This is a genomic window from Cloacibacillus sp. An23 (assembly GCF_002159945.1).
In the GTDB taxonomy this organism is placed as follows: Bacteria; Synergistota; Synergistia; order Synergistales; family Synergistaceae; genus Caccocola.
Map to the genome: position 1 here is coordinate 51,716 of NZ_NFJQ01000004.1, position 21,226 is coordinate 72,941.

The following is a 21,226-nucleotide window of genomic DNA, read 5'->3' on the forward strand; positions in this document are numbered from 1 at the left end:
GCGAGCGCGCGCTCCGCATTCTTTCAGCTTCACGGATGACGCGGCCGACGGAGCATCGCGCTTCGCTGCCATAGGTTCTGCCGTAAGAATTTCACCCATGATCCCCCGCCATTCGCGCCGCGCGCGGCATATACCATCCAGACGCCTCCGTCGCCTGCGCCCGCCTTTTTCATACAATGCGCCGGCCCGGACTGGCGGATATTCATATCCTGAAAAATGCGGCGTAACAATATAACCAGCCTCATTCGAAATCTATTAAGCGGATTGTTTTTCCCCGCCCCGGATCATACAGTCCGTCATCGCGGAAAACACGAAACGAGCGGGCAATCGCGCATTCCTTTCAATCAATTCCGCGCACCGAGCGCCGCTTGCGTTCATCGCCTGCGGAACCCCGCGTCCATGCGCCGTTCGCGCGCTTTCGACGCGCTTACGGCGGCGGTGCGGCGTTATAACGACGCCCCGAAGACGCTTTATGCGCATAAGCCCGCACAGATATGCGGATTTTCTATTGACAAATGCCGCAGAGTACCATACAATACAATCAGGAACAAAAGTATCAAAAATATTTTCTGCAATTTATTTTATTCCTGCTCTATTTTCACTGCCTTCATCTCAACGGGCAGAGAGAGCCTTGCACTATCCGCCCGCGGCGCGGCGGCATGCGGAGTTTATATGGGGACGGACGGATTTTTTTCGTCCGGGGCGCGTGAGGATCGTTCCGTCTGTCGGGTTGGGGATCGTCCTGTTGGTTTGCCGTCATTACCGCAGCGCGTTGATGGGCGCGCCGAACGTTTGAAGCGGCGGCCCGGCGTCGGAACATCGCGGTGTGGATGCGTTTTCAGCGCGGTTTCGCGCTTTCGCCTTCATTAACCACTTCAAAACATCTTTTCCCCAGACAGCGGCTTTCCCGCTGCGCTTTCAAGGAGCCCTCGCGTTTTTCTACAACTTCACCGCGCGGGCTTCTTTAATTTTTGCCGCCTCCGCGCGAGTCTAATCCGACCGGCCGCGGCGGCGGCCGACAGTTTCAGCCTTTCCGTCCCAGGAGCGTCGCCGGTCCGCGGCTTCCCGACGTCAGAATCCGTTTGAAGCCCCGGATATATAGTGAATTAACTAAAACAGCAAACATTTATGTCATTCCGGCAATCTTCTGGCCGGAATCTCCATCCCCAGCACCGAGGCTGAATGAAGCGGTATAGAGGCGACGGAGGCTATTAGGCATGGGGCGGAGGCCCCGCCCACAGTTTCACTCACCGGGTGCAGGCGATTTGCGGGACGGCATACATTTTTTTAAAAAGTTAATCAAGTATAGCGTCTCGCATTGCCGCGGCGCCGTCACGAATTTTGGCCGTTTGCTGAGAAAATGAGTCGATCAGCCGCGCCTATGCTCAGGCGGCGGGAGGCGTCTGCCGTTTCGCGCGGCCCGCGCGCGCAGTCTGCTGCTACAGCAGCAGGGCCGCGAGCGGGACCGCCGCCACGGTGACGAGGCCGGCCGCCGCTATCGCGAGGCTGCTCATGGCTCCCTCCGCCTCGCCCATCTCGAACGCCTTGAGCGTGCCGAAGGCGTGTGAGCTGGTGCCTATCGCTATGCCTTTCGCCACCGGGTCTGTAACGCGCAGCAGGCGCAGCAGCGGAGCCGCGGTGAGGTATCCGAAGGCCCCTGTTATTACGGTCGCAAGCATCGTGAGCGCCGCGACGCCGCCCATTTCCTCGCTGAGTTTCATGCCTATCGCCGCCGTGATGGATTTCGGCAGAAGCGTAGTGTAGACATGGTGCTCGAAGCCTGCGAGGGCGGAGACGGCGAATATGCTCAGCACGTTGGCTGCGACGCCCGCCGCAATGCCGCAGCATATCGCGCGCGCGTTGCGCTTCAGCAGGTGGAGCTGGCGATAGAGCGGTATCGCGAGGCAGACGGTAGCGGGGGTGAGCAGGTCGCCGATGTATTTAGCTCCAAGGTTGTATGTGTCGTAGGAGACGCCGGAGACCGCGAGGAAGGCTATCACGAGGACGTTGGTCGTGATGAGCGGGTTCAGCAGCGGCGTCTTCACTTTTTTGTGCAGGGCGGAGCCTATGAGGTACGCGCCGAAGGTGAGCGCGAGGCCGAAGAAGAGCGAGCCGGAGATTATTCCGTCCATCTGCCGCTTTTCCTCCTTATCACGTGCTGGGTGACGAGGCCCGTGACCGCCATCACGACGACGGTCGAGAGCAGCACCGCGATGACGAACGGCCAGAGGACGCGCATGACCTCTTTGTAGTGCTCGATGACTCCCGCGGAGCCCGGAATGAACATCAGCGGCATCATTTCTATCAGGAAGCGCCCGGCGTCTTCTACGTCAGGAAGTTTCACTATGCCGGCGCAGAGCGCCACGAGCATCAGCAGGAGGCCGTAGACGCCGGCGGGGATCGGGAGCGGCACGCAGAGGTTGCAGAGCTCCCCGAGGAAGCTTATGAAGAATATGATAAAGACCTGTTTCAAATATTTCATTAAGAGTAAATCTCTCCAAGCGCGGGCAGGAGGCCCGCAAGAAAAGCTTTTGTTTTATTTTTTGTACAGCATCGCCGCGCCTGAGCAGAAGGCGGCGACGGCGGTGCTCGCGCGCATTATCCTGGCGCCGAGCGAAACGGGGGCGAAGCCCTCGGCGAGCAGCAACTCCGCCTCTTCCGGAGCCCAGTCGCCCTCGGGGCCTACGGCGAGCGCGAGCGCGCTTTCTATAGCAGCATCGCGCAGCGGCAGGGTTCCGTCGGAAAGCATCGCGGCCAGGCGCTGCGCCGGCATCGCTGCGAAATCCATCGCGGAGAGGGGCACAGGCTCGCACAGCAGCGGCGGCGCGGCGGCCCCGGCCTGTTTCGTCGCTTCGTCGAGGATTTTGCGCCAGCGCTTCATCTTATCGGCGAGGCGCGCGCCCTCGTAGCGCGGGACGCTTCTTTCGCAGACTGCGAGGTGTATGCGGAATACCCCGGTCTCGGCGCAGAAGCGCAGCGCCTCGTCGAGCTGGTCGTTTTTGAGCAGCCCCAGCACGAGCTCCATGCGCGGCTCGAAGGCCGCCTCCGTCTCGCGCGAAAGCTCGCGCGCCGTGACCGCGCCGCCGCCGCAATGAAGCCGCAGAGTTATCTTCTCTCCGTTCAGCAGCCCTTCGACCAGCGAGCCGGTGTAGCAGTGACGGACGCGGACGAGGTGGTGCGCCTCCTCCGCGTCTATCGTCCAGATGCCGTTATCGAAGGAACAGCGCTCAAGCCTCAGCCTTGGCAGCGACACCCCACCATTCTCCTTTTACGAGCTGTTCAACCGGCTTCATTCCCGCCTTTTTCAGCGCTTCGAGGAAAACGGGCTTTTCCTTCTCGAGCATGCCGGAGAATATCGCCGTTCCCTCCGCGCCTATAACGCCGGGAACGTCGCCTACCATCGTCGTGAGCGGGTCGAGCAGGATGTTCGCCGTCAGTATGTCGGCCTTATGCCCGAAGTCTTTGAGCAGGTCTCCGACTGCAAGGTCTATCTTCTCCGGCGGCAGGTCGTTGAGCTCGAAGTTTTTGCGTACTTCTTCGATGACCGCCGGATCTATGTCGCGCGCGTAGGCGAAGTCAGCGCCGAGCTTAAGCGCGCCTATCGTCAGTATGCCGGAGCCGGTGCCGATGTCCGCCGTCGTCATGCCGGGGCGCAGATATTTTTCAAGCAGCTCGAGCACTATCTGAGTGCTCTCATGGTATCCCGTGCCGAAGGCGCTTCCCGGGTTGATGTACAGCGGTATGCGGTCCGCCGGCTCCGTCCCGCGGTGCCACGGCGCGAGGACGACGAGGCCGCGGCCGACGGGAAGCGGAGGGAAAGCCTCTTCTACGACGACGTTCCACGGCTGGTTCTCAATCTTGCCGGAATCTTCTATCTCTACGCCGGGGAATTCCTTCATAGCCTCGGCGAGCCTGTTTTTCCAGTACGATATGTCTTCGGCGCTCTTATAGTACATGCGGAGTCTCGAAACGCCGTCGGGCATCTCCTGAAGCTCCGTGCCGATGCTTCCAGATATATCTGCGAGCGAAAGGAGATTATCCTCGCAGCCCGCGCTCGTATTTATAGTTATATACCACCAGTAGCCGTCAGCGGCGTTCATGGCGACAGCCTCCTTCCGCCTTTATAAAAAGGCCCGCGCGTCGCGCGGAATATCTTTTCTAGTTGAGCTTGGCTCCGCAGTCGGTGCAGAACTTCGCGCACTCCTCGTTCACCGCGCCGCACGACGGACACACGACGACCGAGGGCTGCGGCTTTTCAAGCTGCGCGCCGCACTCCTGGCAGAACTTCGCCTGTTTCCCGTTTTTCGCGCCGCACGCCTGGCAGGTGACGAACGAAGCTTCCGCAGCCTCCTTGGCCGCGCGCTCGCGTTCGAGCTCGGCTTCGAGTTCTGATATGACCCTCATGTGCTCGTCTATCTCTATGCAGTATTCGAGAATGTCGTCGTCTACCGGCCCCATGTCGCCGGCGCGCTTCGCGTAATAGTATTCGCCTATCTTGCGGCACGCCTCGTCGACGGCCCTTTTTTCGGAGCTTATCCTGCTCTTTATGCGCGTGGTCTCTACGGCGTCGTTCGCCGCATCCTTCACGCTTTTAGCCAGATCGTTGAGCTTGTCAAAAAACGCCATTACGTCTCCTCCTCCGTATTGGATGACACACTTACCAGTATAGCACATCGCGCCGCGCGCGAAGCGCCGTGAAACGGAGGAACGGGCGCGGAACGGCATCGCGGCGGCAGTTCCGCGTTTCCTTATCCACGTTCTTTCGTTACGCGAACACCTGCCGGTATTTCTCTTTCAGCGCGTCGGGCGCGGCCTTGATAATCTCGCCGCCGCCATTTCCGGACTCACGTCCCCATATCGCCCAGAGCACGCCGCGCCATAGGAAGTCTTTCGCATCCTCGTCATGCTCATCCTCTTCCGGCAGATAATCTGCCAGACGGTTCTTGATTTCAAGCAGAGAGTCGAGGCTTTCGTCATTGGCTATCAGAGAGCGGAACTCTTTCGCTGGGTCAAGCGACTGCATAGACTGGACGCCGTGGAGCAATACGGGCATGGTCTGCCGCGTGAAGCCGAACTTTTTAAAAAAGGCGTGGATGAATTTTTCCTGCAATGACGAATGTTCGTCGTCGCAGAGGTCTAAGTAACCGCACACCAGAGGCAGCCATTCAGGCCCCTCCATGCCGAGCGCGAATACGGCGAATGTTCCGGGCATTGCGCAGAGCTCGTCGCTCATGTTGTTGTACCACTCGTCCTCGCGCATAGCGAGCCGCGCGTACCGCTCTATCAGGCCGTGAAGCCGCGGATACCGCACCGCGCAGGCGAAGAGCTGGTTGACTCCCTTCTTCGGAAGCCCGGGAATTGGCAGGTAAATCTTTTCCGGCCCGCGGAACTCTACGGAGTAGCTGCGCGGAAACTCCGGATGCTCCAGCGCCTCGCACAGATAGCCCAGCGCCTCGGCGCAGCATTCCTCGGAGCAGTCTCTCGCTGTGATGCGGATCACGGCGAACGCGTCGTTGGCGGACGCGGTTAGATGTTCTGTCTTCCTCTTTTGAATATTGGGAGGCAGTTTGCCGCTTCCGTTGTTTTTAAGCTCCTTCACTATGTCGGGGCGAAGCTGCGAAACCAGTCCAAATAAATGCCTCGTTGTCACGGATTCAAAGCTGGCACCGTAGACCGTATGGCAGACCGCGGCGTAGCACGTGAAGCGGAGCAGGTTTTCGTCCACATCTTCCTGCCGCAGCTCCGGGGATACCGTGCATGGCGGATAGCACGAAAAATAGTTGTCTTTCTCCCCCTCCACAAAATAGCGTTTCTGTACGGTCTTTTCTATGTATTTTCCCAACGAATGACCGATCTCGCGCCAGCCGGCCAGCCGCCGCAGAGCGTCGCAGAAGGCGACTGCCTCATCGTAGGGGAATCCTTTCAGCGGCAGCCGCCCCAAGTATCGCTCAAGAATTTGCCATGGGAGGAACGGCGTCCCGTTGTGACTGCGCACAACCGTCGGGAAGGCCGAGTGGTTTTCCAGTGCGGTTCCGTCAAACACGTCCTGAATACATACATCCGCCTCCGCCAGCAGCTCCGGCGCTGTGTCCGGCTCGTGTATCAGATAGTACCGGCCGTGCAGGCCGTCTCGTTTTGGTAAGTTCACAGCGTTTCCTCCTTGAAAATCATGATTTTTCTCGTTGGTGTGTTTCGCCCTACGGGCATATTCCCGCGGCACTCCGCGCGGCAGAGCATTGCACGCCGCTATCTCAGCCCCAGCTTCGCCGCGAGCCCGTCCAGATAGTCGAGATGCCCGCGGCTCGCGCCGTATATTGTGACGAAGCCGTCCTCCTGCGCGGTTATATCCTGCCCCATGTACACGATACGCTCGCCTTTTTTCAGATAATAACGCCGGCCGTTCTTCGTCATGTCATTGTATTCTTCCAGCTTCAGCCTGTAGTGCTTTTCAAAAAGCTCTCTCGCTTTCTCCACATCGCCGAGATGTCCGTATATCATGGATTCTTCGAGCAGTATCTGGTTTCTGCATAAAACGTCGAACGACGGGAAATCCCTGCGGCGCGTGAGTACGGCCCGTCTCTCCGAGAGAATGTCGAAAACCGGCAGAACTTTGTTCAGCACGTCGCAGAGTATCTCATTTGCGGCGGCCTCCGTGCCGTCCGTGACACGGAAGCATTTCTCCACTCCGCCGTCGATAAACCCGAGTCTCGAACGGATAGTGCATTCGTATTCCTTGTAATATTTTTTCACGGGCCTTGACGGGAAGAACTCCCTCTCAGAGCATTCCGGCACTCTTATTCCGAGGTTGACCCACATACGGTCCGTATCGCCTCTGTACGCCTGCCCGCATTGGAAACTGATTACCTGCGATATGTCCTCGGAGACGAATCTGTGAAGTGTACGCCCGTGTTTGCGGAATCCGAATTTTTTTATTCCGGCGTATACTGCACCTTCAATAGCGTTGATCGCCTCGGTTACCGGCGAAGCCGCGTTCTTCATTAAAATTCTCCTTCGTCTCGCGGCCAGCCGTTCCGCCGCGGAAATATGATCCTCTTTACCAGTATTATACCGCCGCGCGCATTTCACGCCGCCGGCGGACGATACGGAAAAGGGGCGCGGAATCATCTTCCGCGCCCCGATTTATGCTGCTTTGCCGTAATTTGAGCTTATTTTTTGCCGCCGAGGTAGGCTTCCTCGATTTCCGGATTGTGGAGCAAGTCTTCGGAGCGTCCTTCCATGATTATCGTTCCGGTCTGAATGACGTAGGCGCGGTGCGAAAGTTGGAGCGCCTTTTTCGCGTTCTGCTCGACTATCAGTATCGCCATGCCGAGCTTCCTGTTGATCTCGGTCAGCTCTTTGAATATTTCGTTGATGATGATAGGCGCGAGGCCGAGCGACGGCTCGTCGAGCAGCAGCACGCGCGGACGCGCCATAAGCGCGCGGCCTATCGCGAGCATCTGCTGTTCTCCGCCGGAGAGCGTGCCCGCGTACTGGTTCTTGCGTTCAAGCAGGCGCGGGAACAACTCGAAGACGCTTTGCTTGAGATGCTCTATCTCGGCTTTGTCGGAAAGCGGGAAGGCTCCCATGTCAAGGTTTTCAAGAACCGTGAGCGGCGCGAAGACCTTGCGTCCCTCGGGCGAAATGCTGACGCCGGCGGAGACGACCTGGAAGCTCTTCGCAGGCAGCGCTCTGCCGTCGAGCAGTATCTCGCCCGATACGCGCGGGACGTCGCCCATGATGGCGTTCATCATCGTCGATTTTCCCGCGCCGTTCGCGCCGATGACGGCGACTATCTCTCCCGGGTAGACGTCGAGCGACGCCCCTTTGAGCGCCTGTATCGCGCCGTAGCGGACTACGAGGTCTCTTACAGCCAGAATAGGAGTGCGGGCTTCCGTCATTTCCCTATTCCTCCTCTCCAAGGTACGCCTTGAGAACGTCGGGATGGCTCTGTATCTCCGAAGGCGTGCCTTCGGCTATCTTCGCGCCGAAGTTCATGCAGACGATGTGCGGGCATATCGCCATGACCATGTCCATGTGGTGTTCTATGAGCAGTATCGTGAGGTTGAAGTCGCGGTGGATGCCCGTAATCAGATCGTTGAGCTGTAAAACCTCGTCTGCGTTCATACCGGCCGCAGGCTCGTCGAGAAGCAGCAGCTCGGGTTGGAGCGATATGGCGCGCGCTATCTCAAGACGGCGCTGCAGTCCGTAGGGCAGAGTGCCTGCGGCCTGGTTCGCTCTGTCGGCGAGGCCGACGCGGTCGAGAAGCTCCATGCTTTCTTTGCGCGTGGCGGCTTCCTTGCTTCTCCAACGTCCCATGTGAGTGACGGCTTCGAGGAAGTTGTATTTGTAATGCTGCTGCGCGGCCGTCATGACGTTCTCAAGCACCGACGAGGCCGCGAAGAGGCGCAGATTCTGGAACGTCCTCGCGATGCCGCGCGATATGACCTGGAAGGTCTTGAGCTTCGCTATGCTCTCGCCTTTGAAGACGATGTCGCCGCTCGTCACGTCGTAGACGCCGGTGACGAGGTTGAATATCGTCGTCTTCCCGGCTCCGTTCGGGCCGATGAGTCCCGCGAGCTCCCCCTTCTCTATCTTGAAGGTCATGTCGCGGACGGCGTGGACTCCGCCGAATTTTTTGTTGACTTCTTTCAGTTCAAGCAATGCGCTCATCAGCGGGCTCCCTCCTCTGCCGTTCCGGTCTTTTTGCGCGAAAAGAGCTTCTTAAGGTAGGACGGCGTCAGCTCGTTCGTGCCCATGATACCCTCGGGGCGCAGAACCATGACGAGCACGAGGACGAGCCCGTAGATAAGCATACGGTACTGCGATATCGGGCGGAAAAGCTCCGTGACGAGCGTCAGTATCGTCGTGCCGAGCAGGCATCCGCTCATGGAGCCGAGTCCTCCGAAGACGACGATGGAAACGAGCTCCGTCGACTTCGCCATGTCGAACATTATCGGCTGTATGAAGGACATATATCCGGCTATCAGCGCTCCGGATACGCCGCAGTAGAAGCCCGATATTGCGAGGCTCAGGTTGCGGTAGTGCGCCGTGTTGAATCCGAGCAGCGACGCCGCCACATAGTCGTCGCGGCATGCCTTGAAGGTGCGCCCGTAGCTGCTGTTGACGAGGAAGAACATCGCAACGGCGAGCACAACGAAGAAACCGACAGCGACCGGCATACTCGTGAAGCCGTCTATGCCGGGGTAGCCGCGCGCGCCGCGCGTAACGCTGTTCCAGTTCTCGATGATGAGGCGTATCGCTTCGCCGAGGCCGAGCGAGACTATGGCGTAATAGTCGCCGACGAGCTTCAGCGTCGGAAGGCCTATCAGGTAGGCCAGTATCATCGCAAGGATTCCGCCCGCGATAATGGCCGGGATGAAGTGCAGCCCGTATTCGACAGTGAGTATAGCCGCGGTGTACGCGCCTATCGCCATATAGCCGGCGTGGCCCAGCGTGAATATGCCGGTAAAGCCGGTGAAGAGCGAGACGCCCATAGCGGCGATGCAGTTTATAGCAAGGAGGGTGATAACGCCAACGGCATAACCTTCCATAACAGACCGCCCTCCTTTACACTTTCTCGCCGACGGATTTTCCGAAGAGTCCCGTCGGACGGACGATAAGCGTGATGATCAGGATGCCGAATACGACGAGGTCGCGGAACTGGCTCGATATAAATCCAGCCGTGAGCATCTCGGCGAGGCCGAGTATGATGCTACCGATAACGGCTCCAGGCAGCGAGCCTAGGCCGCCGATGACGGCGGCGACGAACGCCTTCGTCGTTATCATGCTGCCGAGCTGCGGATAGAGCGTGTAACGGACAGACAGGAATATACCGCCGACGCCCGCGAGAAGCCCGGCGACGAAGAACACTATCGAAATCAGCCTGTTGACGTTGACGCCCATAAGTCCGGCCGTTTTAAGGTTATAGGACGCGGCGCGGATTGCGAGCCCCCACTTCGTTCTGACGAGGAAAAGCTGGAGGCCGGCGAGGAACACGACCGCGGTCACGAGAGACAGTATGTCGAAAGCGCTCGTCGTAGCGAGGCCGAGGAAATTTACCGGGTCAGTCGGGATGACTGGGGGGAGCGCGCGGAAGCGGCCTCCGACCGTCACCACGAAGATATTTTCAATGACTATGCTCATGCCCATCGACGCGATAAGCATATAGAGCGTGATGGGAGTACGTTCGCGTATCGGGCGATAGGCGAGGCGCTCGACTATTATCGCCGAAATTCCCGCGCCTATCAGCGCCGCGAACGAGGCCACCCAAATGTTGGCGCCGCCGGAACGCAGCGCGTAGTAGCATATATAGCCGCCTATTACGAGAAATCCGCCGTGGGCGAAGTTAGAAAACAGAAGTACAGAATACACAAGCGAATATCCGACGGCGATAAGAGCGTAGACCGAGCCGAGGGACAATCCGTTGATAAGCTGCTGGATAAAGGTCTCCAATAGCAACACCTCAAACTTTCTTGCCTGGATAAACGGGTAAGCGTGAGCTTATTTAATGAGACGTCCAAGGCTCTCGCACCAAAAAGCCTTGGACGTCCGTCGGATGTGCTTATTTAGGTTCGACTTTCTTGTAGAACTTAGCTTTCAGGTCGTCGCCGACTTTAAGGATGATACCGGCCTTGTTCACGGGGTCGTGGGTCGCCGGGTCGATGGTCAGGGTCGCGTGGTTGAGCTTGAGGTCCTTCGTCTCTTCGAGAGCCTTCGCTATCGCGGGGCCTTCGGCCTTTCCGGCGCGGTTGATCGCGTCTACCAGCCACGTCATCGCGTCGTAGGACATCGTGCCGTTCACGAACTCTTTGCACTCGTCGTTGTATTTTTCTTTATAGCGGGCGAATATCGGAGCCATCGCGGGGTCTTCCATGTAAGTGTGGTTGACCCAGTAGGTTCCGACCATCGCGGGGCCGGCTATCTCGTTCATGAATTCGGCGTATCCGTCGCCGCCGACGATTGTAATGTCAAGCCCCAGCTCCTGAGCCTGCTTGATGGCGAGCGCCATATCTTTTCCCATTCCGGGGAGAAGCATCATTTCGGCGCCGGAGTTCTTGATCTTCGTAAGCTGGGCGCGGAAGTCAACGTCGGTCTCACGGAAGCCTTCATCGGCGACTATCTTTCCGCCGAGTTCCTCGTAGCGCTTAATGAAGAACTCTCTGAGCCCGTGGGCGTAGTCGGAGCCGACGTTGTAAAGGATGGCGGCTTTGCTCTTCTTGAGGTCGTTGTAGGCGAGATCCGCCGCAAGAGCTCCCTGATAGGGGTCGGTGAAGCATATGCGGAAGGAATAGGGGCGGACTTTGCCTTTATTGTCTACTGTGACGAACGGGTTGGAGGCGACGGTGCCTATCTGAGGGACCTTGCCGTCGGCGACTATCGGGGCGGTGGCTATATTGATGCCGCTCGAGTTCGCGCCGACTATCGCGCAGACTTTATCTACTTCTATCATGCGGCGGACGGCGTTGACCGCGTCCTCGTTGCGCGTCTTGGTGTCATAGGGGACGAGTTCGAGCGGACGTCCGAGCACGCCGCCCTTGGCGTTTACTTCGTCAACAAAAAGCTTGGCCATGTTCACTTCGGTGATGCCGTACTGGGCATAGTCGCCGGTGAGGGCTGCGAGGTAACCGATCTTGATAGGTTCGGCCGCGAAAGCGGCGCCGGCTGCGAGGACTACGATAACAAGAGACAGAATAGCTAGTACCTTTCTCAATATAGTGCACCTCCATATTGTGTTGTGTAGCTGTGTGACTCTGGCTCTATTGTATAAGTTGTGAAGGGATATGTAAAGAAAAATCGGCATAGTTAATTTAGTTAATTAAAATTTTTGAAATGAACGAGCGGCGGAGTTCAGTTTTTACATAAAAAAACGGCTCCTCCGTTCTGTGGAGGAGCCGTTAGTATTGCCGAAAAACGCGCGGCGCCGCTAGGCTTTCACCTGCTGTCCGCTCTCGCGCGCGAGCTGGATGAGAAGCTCTCGCTCTTTTGCGCTGAGGGATTTCGGAACCTTCACGCGCACGAGTATATTCATGTCGCCGCTGCCTTTGCCGCGGAGCCTCGGCATGCCGCGCCCCTTTATGCGAAGCTTGGAGCCGGCCTGAGTGCCCGCCGGGATGTCGAGCTTCTCGACGCCGTCGAATGTGTCTACCTTCACCTCGCAGCCGAGAGCGGCCTGCGGGTAGGATATCTCTATCGTCGTGTTGAGGTCGTCGCCCTTCCTCGTGAACCTGGCGTCGGGCATCACTTCAGTAAGTATGAAGAGGTCGCCTGCCGGGCCGCCGTTGATTCCGGCCTCGCCTTTGCTCGAGACGCGGAGCCTCGTTCCGTTATCGACGCCCGCGGGGATCTTAACCTCGACGCTCTGCGTCTTCTGAACGCGGCCGTTGCCGCGGCATACGGTGCACACTCGGTCAACGGTTCTGCCTTTGCCGCCGCATTTGGCGCATGTCACTATCTGCTGCATCTGTCCGAACGGCGTGTTGACGACCTCGCGCACCTGTCCAGTCCCGTGACAGGCCGGGCAGGTCTCGACCTTGCTGCCAGGCTCGGCTCCGCTGCCGCCGCAGTGCGGGCATGTGTCGAGCCGCGGTATTTCGAGCTTGCGCTTTGTGCCTTTATATGCTTCCTCGAGCGAGATTTTTACGCTCGCCTCAAGGTCCGCGCCGCGCTTCGGCGCGTTCGGGTTGGAGCTTCTGCGGCGTCCTCCGCCGAAGCCGCCTCCGAATAAATCGCCGAAGAGGTCGCCGAGATCCTCCTGCGTGAACGTCTGTCCGCCGAAGCCGCCGAAACCTCCGCCGGCGCCTCCGAAGCCGTCCGGCGGAACGTCGCCGACATAGCCGAACTGGTCGTACTGCGCGCGCTTTTTGGGATCGCTAAGCACCTCGTTCGCTTCGTTGATTTCCTTATATTTAGCCTCGGCCTCTTTGTCGCCCGGGTTGGCATCGGGATGATACTTCCGAGTCAGAGCGCGGTAGGCTTTCTTTATCTCGTCAGCCGATGCTCCCCGGCTAACGCCCAATATTTCGTAATAGTCTTTTTTACCGGGAGCAGCCATCAGCACTTCACCTCTCAATGGGATTTATTTCCTCCGCGCCGCGCGCGAGGGAATATTTTTTATTGCGCGCCTGGTTCAGACGCGCGAACTGCTGGGCAGGATTATAACCGTCCGCAGGCATTTGTCAAGATTAGTAAAAAATTCCGGCTTCAGCCGCAGGTACCGCGGCGCAGAAAAATTTGCGGAGCCCAGCGGCATTCCGCGCCGGCTCCGCAAATACTGTTTCTTCAGTTCCTCTTACTTGTTGTCCTCTTCGTGGAACTCGGCTTCGACCGTTTCTCCGTCGGAGTTGTCGGCCTGCTGCGCGCCCGCGTTCTGCTGCGAGGCTCCGGCGCTCTGGGCGGCCTGCGCGAGTCCGTTCATCGCCTCGGTCAGTTCGCGCGTTCCGCTCTTGATGGCTTCGGTGTCTTCGCCGTTCATCTTTTCGCGTAGCGCGGAGATTCTGTCGTTCACGCGGCTCTGAGCGCCCGCGTCGGCGGAGCCGGACTCCTTTACGAGTTTCTCGGCCTGGTAGATGACGGACTCGGCCTCGTTGCGCGCCTCGATAAGCTCTTTGCGCTTCTTGTCTGCGCTTTCGTTGATCTCGGCGTCGCGGCGCATCTTCTCGATCTCTTCGTCGCTCAGGCGCGAGGACTGTATCGTGATGTTCTGCGCCTTGCCTGTCGCCTTGTCTTTCGCCGTGACGTTGACTATGCCGTTCGCATCGATGTCGAAGGTGACTTCGATCTGCGGGACTCCGCGCGGCGCCGGCTTGATTCCGTCGAGGAAGAAGCGGCCCAGCGAGACGTTGTCGCTGGCCATCGCGCGCTCGCCCTGCAGGACGTGTATCTCGACCTGCGGCTGGTTGTCCGCGGCCGTCGTGAAGACCTGGCTCTTGGATACCGGTATCGCGGTGTTCTTGTCGATTATCTTCGTGAAGACTCCGCCGAGCGTCTCAAGACCGAGCGACAGCGGCGTAACGTCTACAAGGACGATGCCCTGCTGTTCGCCGGAGAGTATCGCGCCCTGGATGGCTGCGCCCATAGCGACGCATTCGTCGGGGTTGATGCCCTTCGTAGGCTCTTTGCCCATCAGTTCTTTGACCAGAGTCTGCACCATCGGCATACGGGTAGAGCCGCCGACGAGCAGTATTTTGTGTATCTGAGAGGCTTCGAGGCCGGCGTCCTTGAGCGCCGTCTTGACCGGCGTCTTGGTTCTCTCGAGGAGGTCTCTAGTCAGCTCTTCGAATTTGGCGCGCGTCAGTTTCTGCTCCAGGTGTTTCGGTCCGTTGGCGTCGGCCGTGATGAACGGAAGCGAAATGGTCGTCTCCTGCATCGAGGAGAGCTCTATCTTCGCCTTCTCCGCGGCCTCGCGCAGGCGCTGCGCGGCCATCTTGTCTTTCAGAAGGTCGATGCCGTCGCTCTTCTTAAATTCGCCGGCGAGCCACTCGACTATCCTGTTGTCCCAGTCGTCGCCGCCGAGCCTGTTGTCGCCCGCGGTCGAGAGGACTTCGAAGACTCCGTCGCCTACGTCGAGTATCGAAACGTCGAACGTTCCGCCGCCGAGGTCGTAGACCATTATCTTGTTGTCGCTCTTCTCAAGGTTCACGCCGTAGGCTAGGCAGGCCGCCGTAGGCTCGTTGATGATGCGGAGCACGTTGAGTCCCGCTATCGTGCCAGCGTCCTTAGTAGCCTGGCGCTGTGCGTCGGTGAAGTAAGCCGGGCAGGTGATGACGGCGTCGGTAACCGACGTACCGAGGTATTCCTCCGCGTCTTTTTTCAGCTTCTGAAGGATCATCGCGGAAATCTGCTGTGGCGTGTAGCTCTTTCCGTCTATGGAGACGGTCTTGTCGCTGCCCATCGAGCGCTTGATTGATATGACCGTGCGGTCCGGGTTGACTATCGCCTGACGCTTCGCGAGCTGTCCTACGAGTATCTGTCCGTCCTTCGAGAAGGCGACGACCGACGGCGTCGTGCGCTGTCCTTCGGGGTTCGGGATTACGGTTACGTTGTCTCCTTCTTTCACCGCCACGCAGCTGTTAGTAGTTCCGAGGTCTATTCCTATTACTTTTCCCATGGTTGATTCCACCTTTATTAAAATCTCGCGGCGTGCGCGCCGCCTGGTATTTCCTTAATTTATCCGTTGTACTTGCCTACGCGGACCTGCGGCGCCTTGAGTACCCTGCCCGCGAGCTTGTAGCCTCTGCTGACGGCCCCGATGATGTGACCGTCCTTGGACTCGTCGTCCACCGGCTCCATCGAGACCGCTTCGTGCAGAGCCGGGTCAAACTCTCCTTCGGTCGGAATGAATTCGAGCCCAAGCTTGCACAGCCCGTCCGAGAACTGCTTGATGACCATCGCCATGCCTTTCGCCATCCCGCTCTCGGGGTCGTTTATCGCCGCCGCTATCCGCTCGAGGTTCTCGAACACCGGCAGCATCTCGTTCACCGCCTGTTCGGCGGCGAGCTTAGCGTTGCTCTCGCGGTCGCGCTCCATCCTCGTCCTGAGGTTGAAGTAATCCGCGCGGGCGCGCGCTACCTCTTCTTTCAGCTTCTTTATCTCTTCCGCCTGCTTCTCAAGCTCGGCGGAGAGGGCTTTCATATCCTCCGCGGTTTCGGAAGAGGCGGCCTCCCGAGCCTTCGCGTCGTTCTGCGCGGCGTCGTCCTCCCGAACCTCGCCGCGGTTCACGTTTTCCTGTTCGGTCATTTGTCTATCTCCTCTTTCTCGCCTGATTCGGAGTCGAGCTTACGCAGCACTCCGTCTATCGAAGCTATAGCTTTTTCATAGTCCATGCGTTCCGGCCCTATCAGGCCGACGACGGCCTTCTGCCCTCCGGCCTCGCCCGTTGCGGCTACGAGAGCCGAACGCTCCATGCCCGGCAGCTCGCTTTCGTCGCCTATCATGACGTTGAGTTCGTCTATCGAGCAGCGCCTGACGAGCGCAGCCATGTTCTCTTCTTCTTCCAGGAAAGAGCAGAGCGCCTGCATGCGCCCGAGATCCTGGAAATCCTGAAGGTTCATCATGTGGCTGAACGAGCCGGTGAATATCTTCGGCTCGTGAGAGCCCAGCATCGAATCTATCGCCAGTACGGCTTTCTCGCATTCGTCGCGGCAGCGTCCTATGTCGGCGAGAAGCTCCCCTTTCACCGTCTTTTTTATGTCGCTCCACGCCATGCCGGAGAAGCGGTTGAGGCGCGAAGCGAGCGCGTCGAGGTCGTCCTGCGTCATGTCCACAGCGATATCTATGAATTTCTGGTGGACGAGGCCGCCCTGAAGAACGACCAGCAGGAGCACCTTGCGGTCGTCCATGCGGACGAAGTTCACATGATGAAAGCGCACCGTGTCGAGCGGGGTTATCGCCGCAATGCCGACGTAGTTCGACACGCGGCTGAGCATGTCGGAGGCCGACGCCAGCATCTTCTCGAGCCCCTGCTTGTGCTCCATCATCTTCTTGAGAAGCTTCACAGAAGGCCCCGCGTTGTTCACGCGCTGGAGCACCGAATTCACGTAGAGCCGGTAGCCCTGCGTCGTCGGTATCCTGCCTGACGAGGCGTGCGTCTGGGTGAGGAACCCGAGGTCTTCGAGGTCGGACATCTCGTTGCGTATCGTCGCGGAGCTGCGCCCCGGAAGATAGCGGCGCGAAACAGTGCGCGAGCCGACCGTCTCGCCGTTCTTGATATATTCGTAGACGACCGAGAGCACGACTTCGAGCTGCCTTTCCGTTATCATCCGAACCTCACCGCCTTTCTCCGCATTTATTAGCACTCACTCAACCCGAGTGCTAAATACCTTCAACGCGATACATGATAATCGTCATATACATATTTGTCAATACAGGTCAAAAAAAATTTTTTTGTAAAAACTGCCTTTCGCGCGCAGCGGCATCATGCGTGAAGCGGCGCGGTTATTGTATAATCGTTAACTGTCCGGCGTTCGCCGCGGCGCGGCGTTAAGTTTAAGCCGGCGACTGGAGTTTTAGACGGAAATGGAAAAGGACAAGACGACCGTATATCTGATCCGCCACGGCGAGTGCGCGGGCAACAAGGAGAACCGCATACGCGGATGCGTGGATTTCCCGCTGAACGAGAACGGCGTGCGCCAGGCGCACGCGCTCGCCGAAGCTATGAAGGACAAGCACATCGACTATATTTATACGAGCCCGCTGTCGCGCGCGACCGCGACGGCGGCGATACTAGGCGAGACGCTCGGGCTGTCCTACGAGGCGCGTGAGGGGTTCTGCAACATACATCTGGGGCCGTGGGAGAACCGCCTGAAGGCGGAGCTCGCCGTCGAGGAGCCTGAGAAATGGCAGACGTGGCTCAACCAGCCGGAGGAGCTCGTCATCGAGGGCGGCGAGACTCTCGACCAGGTGCGCGACCGCGCGCTGGCCGAGCTCAATAAGGTCATAGAGGAGCACCGCGGCGCGAACATCGCGCTGATCGCGCACCGCGGAGTGCTGAAGCCGCTGATGGCGGGGGCCATCGGCGTGCAGCGTCCGAGCTACTGGCGGCTGCACGTGGACACGGCGTCGTACAGCGTCCTGACCTTCGACAGCCTTCACGGCTACTGCCTGATGGGCCTCAACTTCACGGAACATCTGAAAGGCCTTCCTATAATTCAGGAATTCGACTAATGATGAAGGCTCACCTTATAAAGTTCACAGGCGAGAAAGAACTCGCAGAGGCGGTCCTGCGCCTCGGGGGCAGCGAGGCATCTCTGCGCTTTTTCGAAGCGCGGCGCGAAACGCTTCAGCTATACGTCAGGGACGTGCCGTCGCCGGCCGCCTCGATAATCAAGCAGGAGGCGCTCGCGCGCGGCTGCGACGCGGCAGTCCACGCGCAGGTCATAACATGCGGCGTCGAGCGCGGCGACGTGATAATCTTCGGCTCCGCGAAGCAGCTGGGACATATCGCCGACAAGCTCGACGAAATGCCGTGGTGGGATCTCCGCGGCCTCGCTGCGGAGATACGCCGGCTGACGGCGAAGCGTGCGCCGAGGCGCGCGGCTCTGCCCTGCGGCGCGGAGCTGACATTCGGCGAGCGCACTCTGCTGATGGGCATAATAAACCTGACCGACGACTCGTTCTTCGAGGGGAGCCGCTGCTACGGCGACGCGGAAAAGGCCGCCGCGAGGGCGGTGAAGATGGCGGAGGACGGAGCCGACATACTCGACCTCGGAGCGGAATCTACGCGCCCCGGCGCGCCGCGCGTCCCTGAGGAGCAGGAGCGCGAAAGAATGGCGGCGGCGGTCGCCGCGATACGGCGCGAGCTTCCGCGAATGCCGCTTTCCATCGACACGACGCGCGCATCCGTCGCCGGGGCCGCTCTCGAAAACGGCGCGGACATCATAAACGACGTGTCCGGCCTCCAGTTCGACAACGGCGTCGCTGAGGCCGCCGCGCGCCACAAGGCTATGCTCGTGCTGATGCACATGCGCGGCACTCCGTCTGACATGCAGACGATGTGCCGCTACGACAATCTCATGTCCGAGGTCTGCTCCTTCCTCGACGAGGCGGCGGAGAAGGCCGTTTCTCTCGGCGTCGCACGCGAAAGTATTATAATTGACCCGGGGATAGGGTTCGCCAAGGACCACGCGCAGAACCTTTTCCTCCTGCGCCACTGCGAAAGCCTGAAAGCCCTCGGCTATCCGGTGCTCGTCGGCGCCTCGCGCAAAGGAACGGTAGGAAAGGCGACGGGACGCGCAGACGCGGGTGACAGGCTGTATGGGACTCTCGCCGTCACGTCCGTCTGCTGCTGGCAGGGCGCAGACATAATAAGAGTCCACGACGTGCGCGAGAACAAGGACGCGCTGATGATGACCGAAGCTATAAGAGGGGCTGAATATGTCTGATAAAAGGATTTTTCTCGCGTTCGGTTCAAACCTCGGCAACAGGCTGGAGCATCTCAAGGCCGCGCTGAAATATCTCGAGGAGCACGGCGTCCGCATCGAGAGCAAAAGCCGCGTGTGGGAGACCGCCCCGTGGGGCGAGACCGACCAGCCGGCGTTCCTAAATATGTGCGCATCGGCGCGCACGGACTTGGACCCGTTCGCGCTGCTGCGTCTGCTTAAGAACGCCGAGGCCGACCTCGGACGCCGTGAGAGCTCGCACTGGGGACCTCGCGAGATAGACATCGACATAATATTCTTCGGCTCGCTCGTGATGAACGACCAAAAGCTGACGATCCCGCATCCGTATATGCACGAGAGAGGCTTCGTGCTTAAGCCGCTCTCCGAGATAGCTCCCGACGAGGAGCACCCGGTCTCGCACAAGACCGTGTCGGAGATGCTTTCGGAGCTTCCGAAGGCCGAGCTGGAAAATATGGTATGGATTTCGGAAATATAAAACGCGCGGCCGGCGGGCGCGGCGGGAAAAATCTCGGGATGCTGCTGATCCCGGCCGTTGCGGCGGTGATGGCGCTCGTCCTCTGCCTCGCGCCGTCGCCCGAGGGCGAGGGGCGCGAGATAAGTATACGTATGCTGGAGCTTCCGGCTTTTCCGATAACTCTGGTGCTGGAGCAGAACGAAGGCGCCGTTACCGACGCGTGGCTGCGCACGCCCGCCGGCGCGCGGCGGCTCGAGCAGCTCGAGGGGCTGTCGTTCGTTTCGAGCGACCCCGTAATCTCCCGCGTCGACCAGGACAACAGGGACGACCTGCTCTGGCGGCTCTCCTTCATGAACGTGAAGGGCGAGGGGCTGCACCTGTGGATAGGGATGACTACATGGGCGCCGCGCGTGTATATCGCGACGACTCCGTTCCGTTATACCAGGTGGCACGCGCTGCCCGCGAAGATAGAGGTGCCGAAGGGCACAAGCCTCTACATATCGCCGGAAGCCCCGCTCTACAGGACGCTCGAGAAGCAGTTCGGCGGCACGGACAGCTACTCCTTCGTCTATACGATGATGCTGACGCCCGAGGGGCTGACGTTCGTCCCGGTGCCGTCCGTCTACCAACAGCTGGCGGTACTGCTGCGCGCCGGAATGCACGGCGAGAGTTCGCCGCCGAAGCGTCTCGCCTACGTCCGGATGCTGACGGAGTTCAACCGTCTCGCGGACGGCAAGGCCCCGCAGGCCGACACTCTGCTCAACCTGCAGATAGAACGCATAGGGACTCTGAGCTGGAAGAAATAGCGCGGCGGAAGCGCGAAGCGAAAGGCGTAAAAAGACGAAAGGGGCCTTACGGCCCCTTTTTATTTTCGTTCAGTTTCCCAGAAGACCGGGCGTTTAATATTTCAGCCCGAAGATGGGATGGAAGATCCTCTCGTCGTGGAGGAACTGCGCCTGCTCGTCGAACGACTTCTTGGCCTCGTCGCCGAGAGAGACCGCGAGCGACGACGTCAGGACGTGCGTGAGGAATATCGGCCCGATGATGCTGCTGCCGAAGGTCGGGCTGTTCGCCGAGACGTTTATCTGCAGCTCCGCGAAACGGCAGACCGGGGCGGCGGCGCTGTCCGTCATCGTTATGACGCGAGCGCCGTTCCTGTGCGCGATCTCGACCGATTCCGTTACCTCGACCGCGTAGCTCGGAAGCTCGCATACGACTACGGCGTCCCCCTCGCGGACGCTGCGGACCTGCTCCCAGAGCGAGAGCCCGCCGCGGCGGCAGAGCAGCGCGCGGCAGCCCATGACGGTGAGGCGTATCTGCATAAGCTCCATCACGAGCGACGAGATGCCCCAGCCGACGCAGTAGACGTTGCTGGCGCTTTTGATTATCTCGCAGAACTTGTCTATGTCGGCCGGGACGAGCTGCGCCATCGTGTCGTCGAGGTTCGCGTGCTCGGCCTTGAATATGCTGTCTGGAAACGAGTCGTTGGAGCTGACGGCGCGCGCGAGAAGCGCGGCTGGATTGATCTGTTCGAGTATCGTTTTCTGCAGGCAGGCCTTAAGCTCGGCGTAGCCCGAAAACCCCAGCATCTGCGCGACGCGTACAAGCTGCGCCTTCGACACCTTGAGCTCGTCGGCGATGTCGCCTATTGAACGGAATGAGGCTTCTCTCATGTTGGCGAGGAGATACTCCGCGACACGCCGCGCCTTGTTCGGCATCGTATGCGCTTTCTCCATTAAAAGGTTCTGTAACTGAGTACTGTCCATCTACCTACACTCCTTAAATTTTTCTCTGCTGCGTGTGCTTTCCTAAACTTATGTAGAATTTACTGAGGTTAGTTTAATTTCTATCTTTCCATTTGTCAACACAAGTCTAA

21 protein-coding genes are annotated in these 21,226 nt (G+C 59.2%); 4 read left to right on the plus strand and 17 right to left on the minus strand.

Translation table 11 applies throughout. The annotated features are described in order from the left end of the window. Positions 1–1,439 precede the first annotated feature (1,439 nt). The 16 genes from B5F39_RS04665 to hrcA all read right to left on the minus strand — a co-directional run bounded on the left by B5F39_RS04665 (position 1,440) and on the right by hrcA (position 16,757). Positions 1,440–2,132, minus strand: a complete 693-nt coding sequence (locus tag B5F39_RS04665) for an LrgB family protein (RefSeq protein WP_087364473.1) — start codon at positions 2,130–2,132, stop codon at positions 1,440–1,442. Beyond that, a complete protein-coding gene (locus B5F39_RS04670; RefSeq protein WP_087364475.1) occupies positions 2,120–2,482 on the minus strand; it encodes a CidA/LrgA family protein in 363 nt (120 codons plus the stop codon). The genes B5F39_RS04665 and B5F39_RS04670 overlap by 13 nt, the downstream gene beginning before the upstream one ends. Positions 2,483–2,536: 54 nt before the next feature. Next, positions 2,537–3,253 carry an RsmE family RNA methyltransferase gene (locus B5F39_RS04675; RefSeq protein WP_087364477.1) on the minus strand — a complete coding sequence of 239 codons (717 nt, stop codon included), beginning with the start codon at positions 3,251–3,253 and terminating at the stop codon, positions 2,537–2,539. After that, positions 3,228–4,100, minus strand: coding sequence for a 50S ribosomal protein L11 methyltransferase (locus B5F39_RS04680; RefSeq protein ID WP_087364479.1), 873 nt, complete (start codon positions 4,098–4,100; stop codon positions 3,228–3,230). Before B5F39_RS04680 ends, B5F39_RS04675 begins: the two co-directional genes overlap by 26 nt. 58 nt (positions 4,101–4,158) lie before the next feature. Continuing rightward, positions 4,159–4,626, minus strand: coding sequence for a zinc ribbon domain-containing protein (locus B5F39_RS04685; RefSeq protein ID WP_204245036.1), 468 nt, complete (start codon positions 4,624–4,626; stop codon positions 4,159–4,161). 139 nt (positions 4,627–4,765) lie between these two features. Then, complete coding sequence (locus B5F39_RS04690; protein ID WP_087364481.1) at positions 4,766–6,148, minus strand: DUF6138 family protein; 1,383 nt, start codon at positions 6,146–6,148, stop codon at positions 4,766–4,768. A gap of 98 nt (positions 6,149–6,246) precedes the next feature. Continuing rightward, positions 6,247–6,999, minus strand: a complete 753-nt coding sequence (locus B5F39_RS04695; RefSeq protein ID WP_158095933.1) for a DUF4304 domain-containing protein — start codon at positions 6,997–6,999, stop codon at positions 6,247–6,249. A gap of 167 nt (positions 7,000–7,166) precedes the next feature. Beyond that, entirely contained in the window at positions 7,167–7,898 is a 732-nt protein-coding gene (locus B5F39_RS04700; protein WP_087364484.1) for an ABC transporter ATP-binding protein, read from the minus strand. Between the two features lie 4 nt (positions 7,899–7,902). Continuing rightward, the gene (locus B5F39_RS04705) at positions 7,903–8,670 is read right to left on the minus strand and encodes an ABC transporter ATP-binding protein (RefSeq protein WP_087364486.1); all 768 of its coding nucleotides are present in this window, start codon (positions 8,668–8,670) and stop codon (positions 7,903–7,905) included. Beyond that, positions 8,670–9,551: a branched-chain amino acid ABC transporter permease gene (locus B5F39_RS04710; protein WP_087364488.1), complete on the minus strand. Its 882-nt coding sequence runs from the start codon at positions 9,549–9,551 to the stop codon at positions 8,670–8,672. Before B5F39_RS04710 ends, B5F39_RS04705 begins: the two co-directional genes overlap by 1 nt. Before the next feature lie 16 nt (positions 9,552–9,567). Beyond that, positions 9,568–10,452 (minus strand): branched-chain amino acid ABC transporter permease, encoded by an 885-nt coding sequence (locus B5F39_RS04715; RefSeq protein ID WP_204245037.1) that lies wholly within the window; start codon positions 10,450–10,452, stop codon positions 9,568–9,570. Between the two features lie 109 nt (positions 10,453–10,561). Next, positions 10,562–11,710 carry an ABC transporter substrate-binding protein gene (locus tag B5F39_RS04720; protein ID WP_087364491.1) on the minus strand — a complete coding sequence of 383 codons (1,149 nt, stop codon included), beginning with the start codon at positions 11,708–11,710 and terminating at the stop codon, positions 10,562–10,564. A 213-nt stretch (positions 11,711–11,923) separates the two neighbouring features. Then, positions 11,924–13,051, minus strand: coding sequence for a molecular chaperone DnaJ (gene dnaJ, locus B5F39_RS04725; protein WP_087364493.1), 1,128 nt, complete (start codon positions 13,049–13,051; stop codon positions 11,924–11,926). Positions 13,052–13,288: 237 nt separating this feature from the next. Further along, positions 13,289–15,106: a molecular chaperone DnaK gene (dnaK, locus tag B5F39_RS04730; protein WP_087364495.1), complete on the minus strand. Its 1,818-nt coding sequence runs from the start codon at positions 15,104–15,106 to the stop codon at positions 13,289–13,291. A 59-nt stretch (positions 15,107–15,165) separates the two neighbouring features. Beyond that, positions 15,166–15,735, minus strand: coding sequence for a nucleotide exchange factor GrpE (locus B5F39_RS04735; protein WP_087364497.1), 570 nt, complete (start codon positions 15,733–15,735; stop codon positions 15,166–15,168). After that, on the minus strand, positions 15,732–16,757 hold the full coding sequence (hrcA, locus tag B5F39_RS04740; protein WP_087364499.1) for a heat-inducible transcriptional repressor HrcA: 1,026 nt from the start codon (positions 16,755–16,757) through the stop codon (positions 15,732–15,734). Before hrcA ends, B5F39_RS04735 begins: the two co-directional genes overlap by 4 nt. Before the next feature lie 256 nt (positions 16,758–17,013). Between hrcA and B5F39_RS04745 the strand changes: the two genes are divergently transcribed. From B5F39_RS04745 to B5F39_RS04760, 4 genes are read left to right on the plus strand one after another with little or no spacing between them, the layout of a single operon-like run. Continuing rightward, the gene (locus B5F39_RS04745) at positions 17,014–17,661 is read left to right on the plus strand and encodes a histidine phosphatase family protein (protein ID WP_087364501.1); all 648 of its coding nucleotides are present in this window, start codon (positions 17,014–17,016) and stop codon (positions 17,659–17,661) included. After that, the gene (folP, locus tag B5F39_RS04750) at positions 17,661–18,878 is read left to right on the plus strand and encodes a dihydropteroate synthase (RefSeq protein WP_087364503.1); all 1,218 of its coding nucleotides are present in this window, start codon (positions 17,661–17,663) and stop codon (positions 18,876–18,878) included. The genes B5F39_RS04745 and folP overlap by 1 nt, the downstream gene beginning before the upstream one ends. Then, positions 18,871–19,371, plus strand: coding sequence for a 2-amino-4-hydroxy-6-hydroxymethyldihydropteridine diphosphokinase (folK, locus tag B5F39_RS04755; protein WP_087364504.1), 501 nt, complete (start codon positions 18,871–18,873; stop codon positions 19,369–19,371). Before folP ends, folK begins: the two co-directional genes overlap by 8 nt. Next, positions 19,353–20,156 carry a hypothetical protein gene (locus B5F39_RS04760; RefSeq protein ID WP_087364506.1) on the plus strand — a complete coding sequence of 268 codons (804 nt, stop codon included), beginning with the start codon at positions 19,353–19,355 and terminating at the stop codon, positions 20,154–20,156. The genes folK and B5F39_RS04760 overlap by 19 nt, the downstream gene beginning before the upstream one ends. A gap of 93 nt (positions 20,157–20,249) precedes the next feature. Here B5F39_RS04760 and B5F39_RS04765 read toward each other — a convergent pair whose 3' ends face one another. Then, positions 20,250–21,116 carry a MurR/RpiR family transcriptional regulator gene (locus B5F39_RS04765; protein ID WP_087364509.1) on the minus strand — a complete coding sequence of 289 codons (867 nt, stop codon included), beginning with the start codon at positions 21,114–21,116 and terminating at the stop codon, positions 20,250–20,252. Positions 21,117–21,226 lie beyond the last annotated feature (110 nt).

Excerpts from the sequence above, each read along its gene's own strand:
- B5F39_RS04665 (WP_087364473.1), bottom strand. The coding sequence starts at position 2,132 with ATGGACGGAATAATCTCCGGCTCGCTCTTCTTCGGCCTCGCGCTCACC.
- B5F39_RS04670 (WP_087364475.1), bottom strand. The coding sequence starts at position 2,482 with ATGAAATATTTGAAACAGGTCTTTATCATATTCTTCATAAGCTTCCTC.
- B5F39_RS04680 (WP_087364479.1), bottom strand. The coding sequence starts at position 4,100 with ATGAACGCCGCTGACGGCTACTGGTGGTATATAACTATAAATACGAGC.
- B5F39_RS04685 (WP_204245036.1), bottom strand. The coding sequence starts at position 4,626 with ATGGCGTTTTTTGACAAGCTCAACGATCTGGCTAAAAGCGTGAAGGAT.
- B5F39_RS04695 (WP_158095933.1), bottom strand. The coding sequence starts at position 6,999 with ATGAAGAACGCGGCTTCGCCGGTAACCGAGGCGATCAACGCTATTGAA.
- B5F39_RS04700 (WP_087364484.1), bottom strand. The coding sequence starts at position 7,898 with ATGACGGAAGCCCGCACTCCTATTCTGGCTGTAAGAGACCTCGTAGTC.
- B5F39_RS04705 (WP_087364486.1), bottom strand. The coding sequence starts at position 8,670 with ATGAGCGCATTGCTTGAACTGAAAGAAGTCAACAAAAAATTCGGCGGA.
- B5F39_RS04710 (WP_087364488.1), bottom strand. The coding sequence starts at position 9,551 with ATGGAAGGTTATGCCGTTGGCGTTATCACCCTCCTTGCTATAAACTGC.
- dnaJ (WP_087364493.1), bottom strand. The coding sequence starts at position 13,051 with ATGGCTGCTCCCGGTAAAAAAGACTATTACGAAATATTGGGCGTTAGC.
- dnaK (WP_087364495.1), bottom strand. The coding sequence starts at position 15,106 with ATGGGAAAAGTAATAGGAATAGACCTCGGAACTACTAACAGCTGCGTG.
- B5F39_RS04735 (WP_087364497.1), bottom strand. The coding sequence starts at position 15,735 with ATGACCGAACAGGAAAACGTGAACCGCGGCGAGGTTCGGGAGGACGAC.
- hrcA (WP_087364499.1), bottom strand. The coding sequence starts at position 16,757 with ATGATAACGGAAAGGCAGCTCGAAGTCGTGCTCTCGGTCGTCTACGAA.
- B5F39_RS04745 (WP_087364501.1), top strand. The coding sequence starts at position 17,014 with ATGGAAAAGGACAAGACGACCGTATATCTGATCCGCCACGGCGAGTGC.
- folP (WP_087364503.1), top strand. The coding sequence starts at position 17,661 with ATGATGAAGGCTCACCTTATAAAGTTCACAGGCGAGAAAGAACTCGCA.
- folK (WP_087364504.1), top strand. The coding sequence starts at position 18,871 with ATGTCTGATAAAAGGATTTTTCTCGCGTTCGGTTCAAACCTCGGCAAC.
- B5F39_RS04760 (WP_087364506.1), top strand. The coding sequence starts at position 19,353 with ATGGATTTCGGAAATATAAAACGCGCGGCCGGCGGGCGCGGCGGGAAA.
- B5F39_RS04765 (WP_087364509.1), bottom strand. The coding sequence starts at position 21,116 with ATGGACAGTACTCAGTTACAGAACCTTTTAATGGAGAAAGCGCATACG.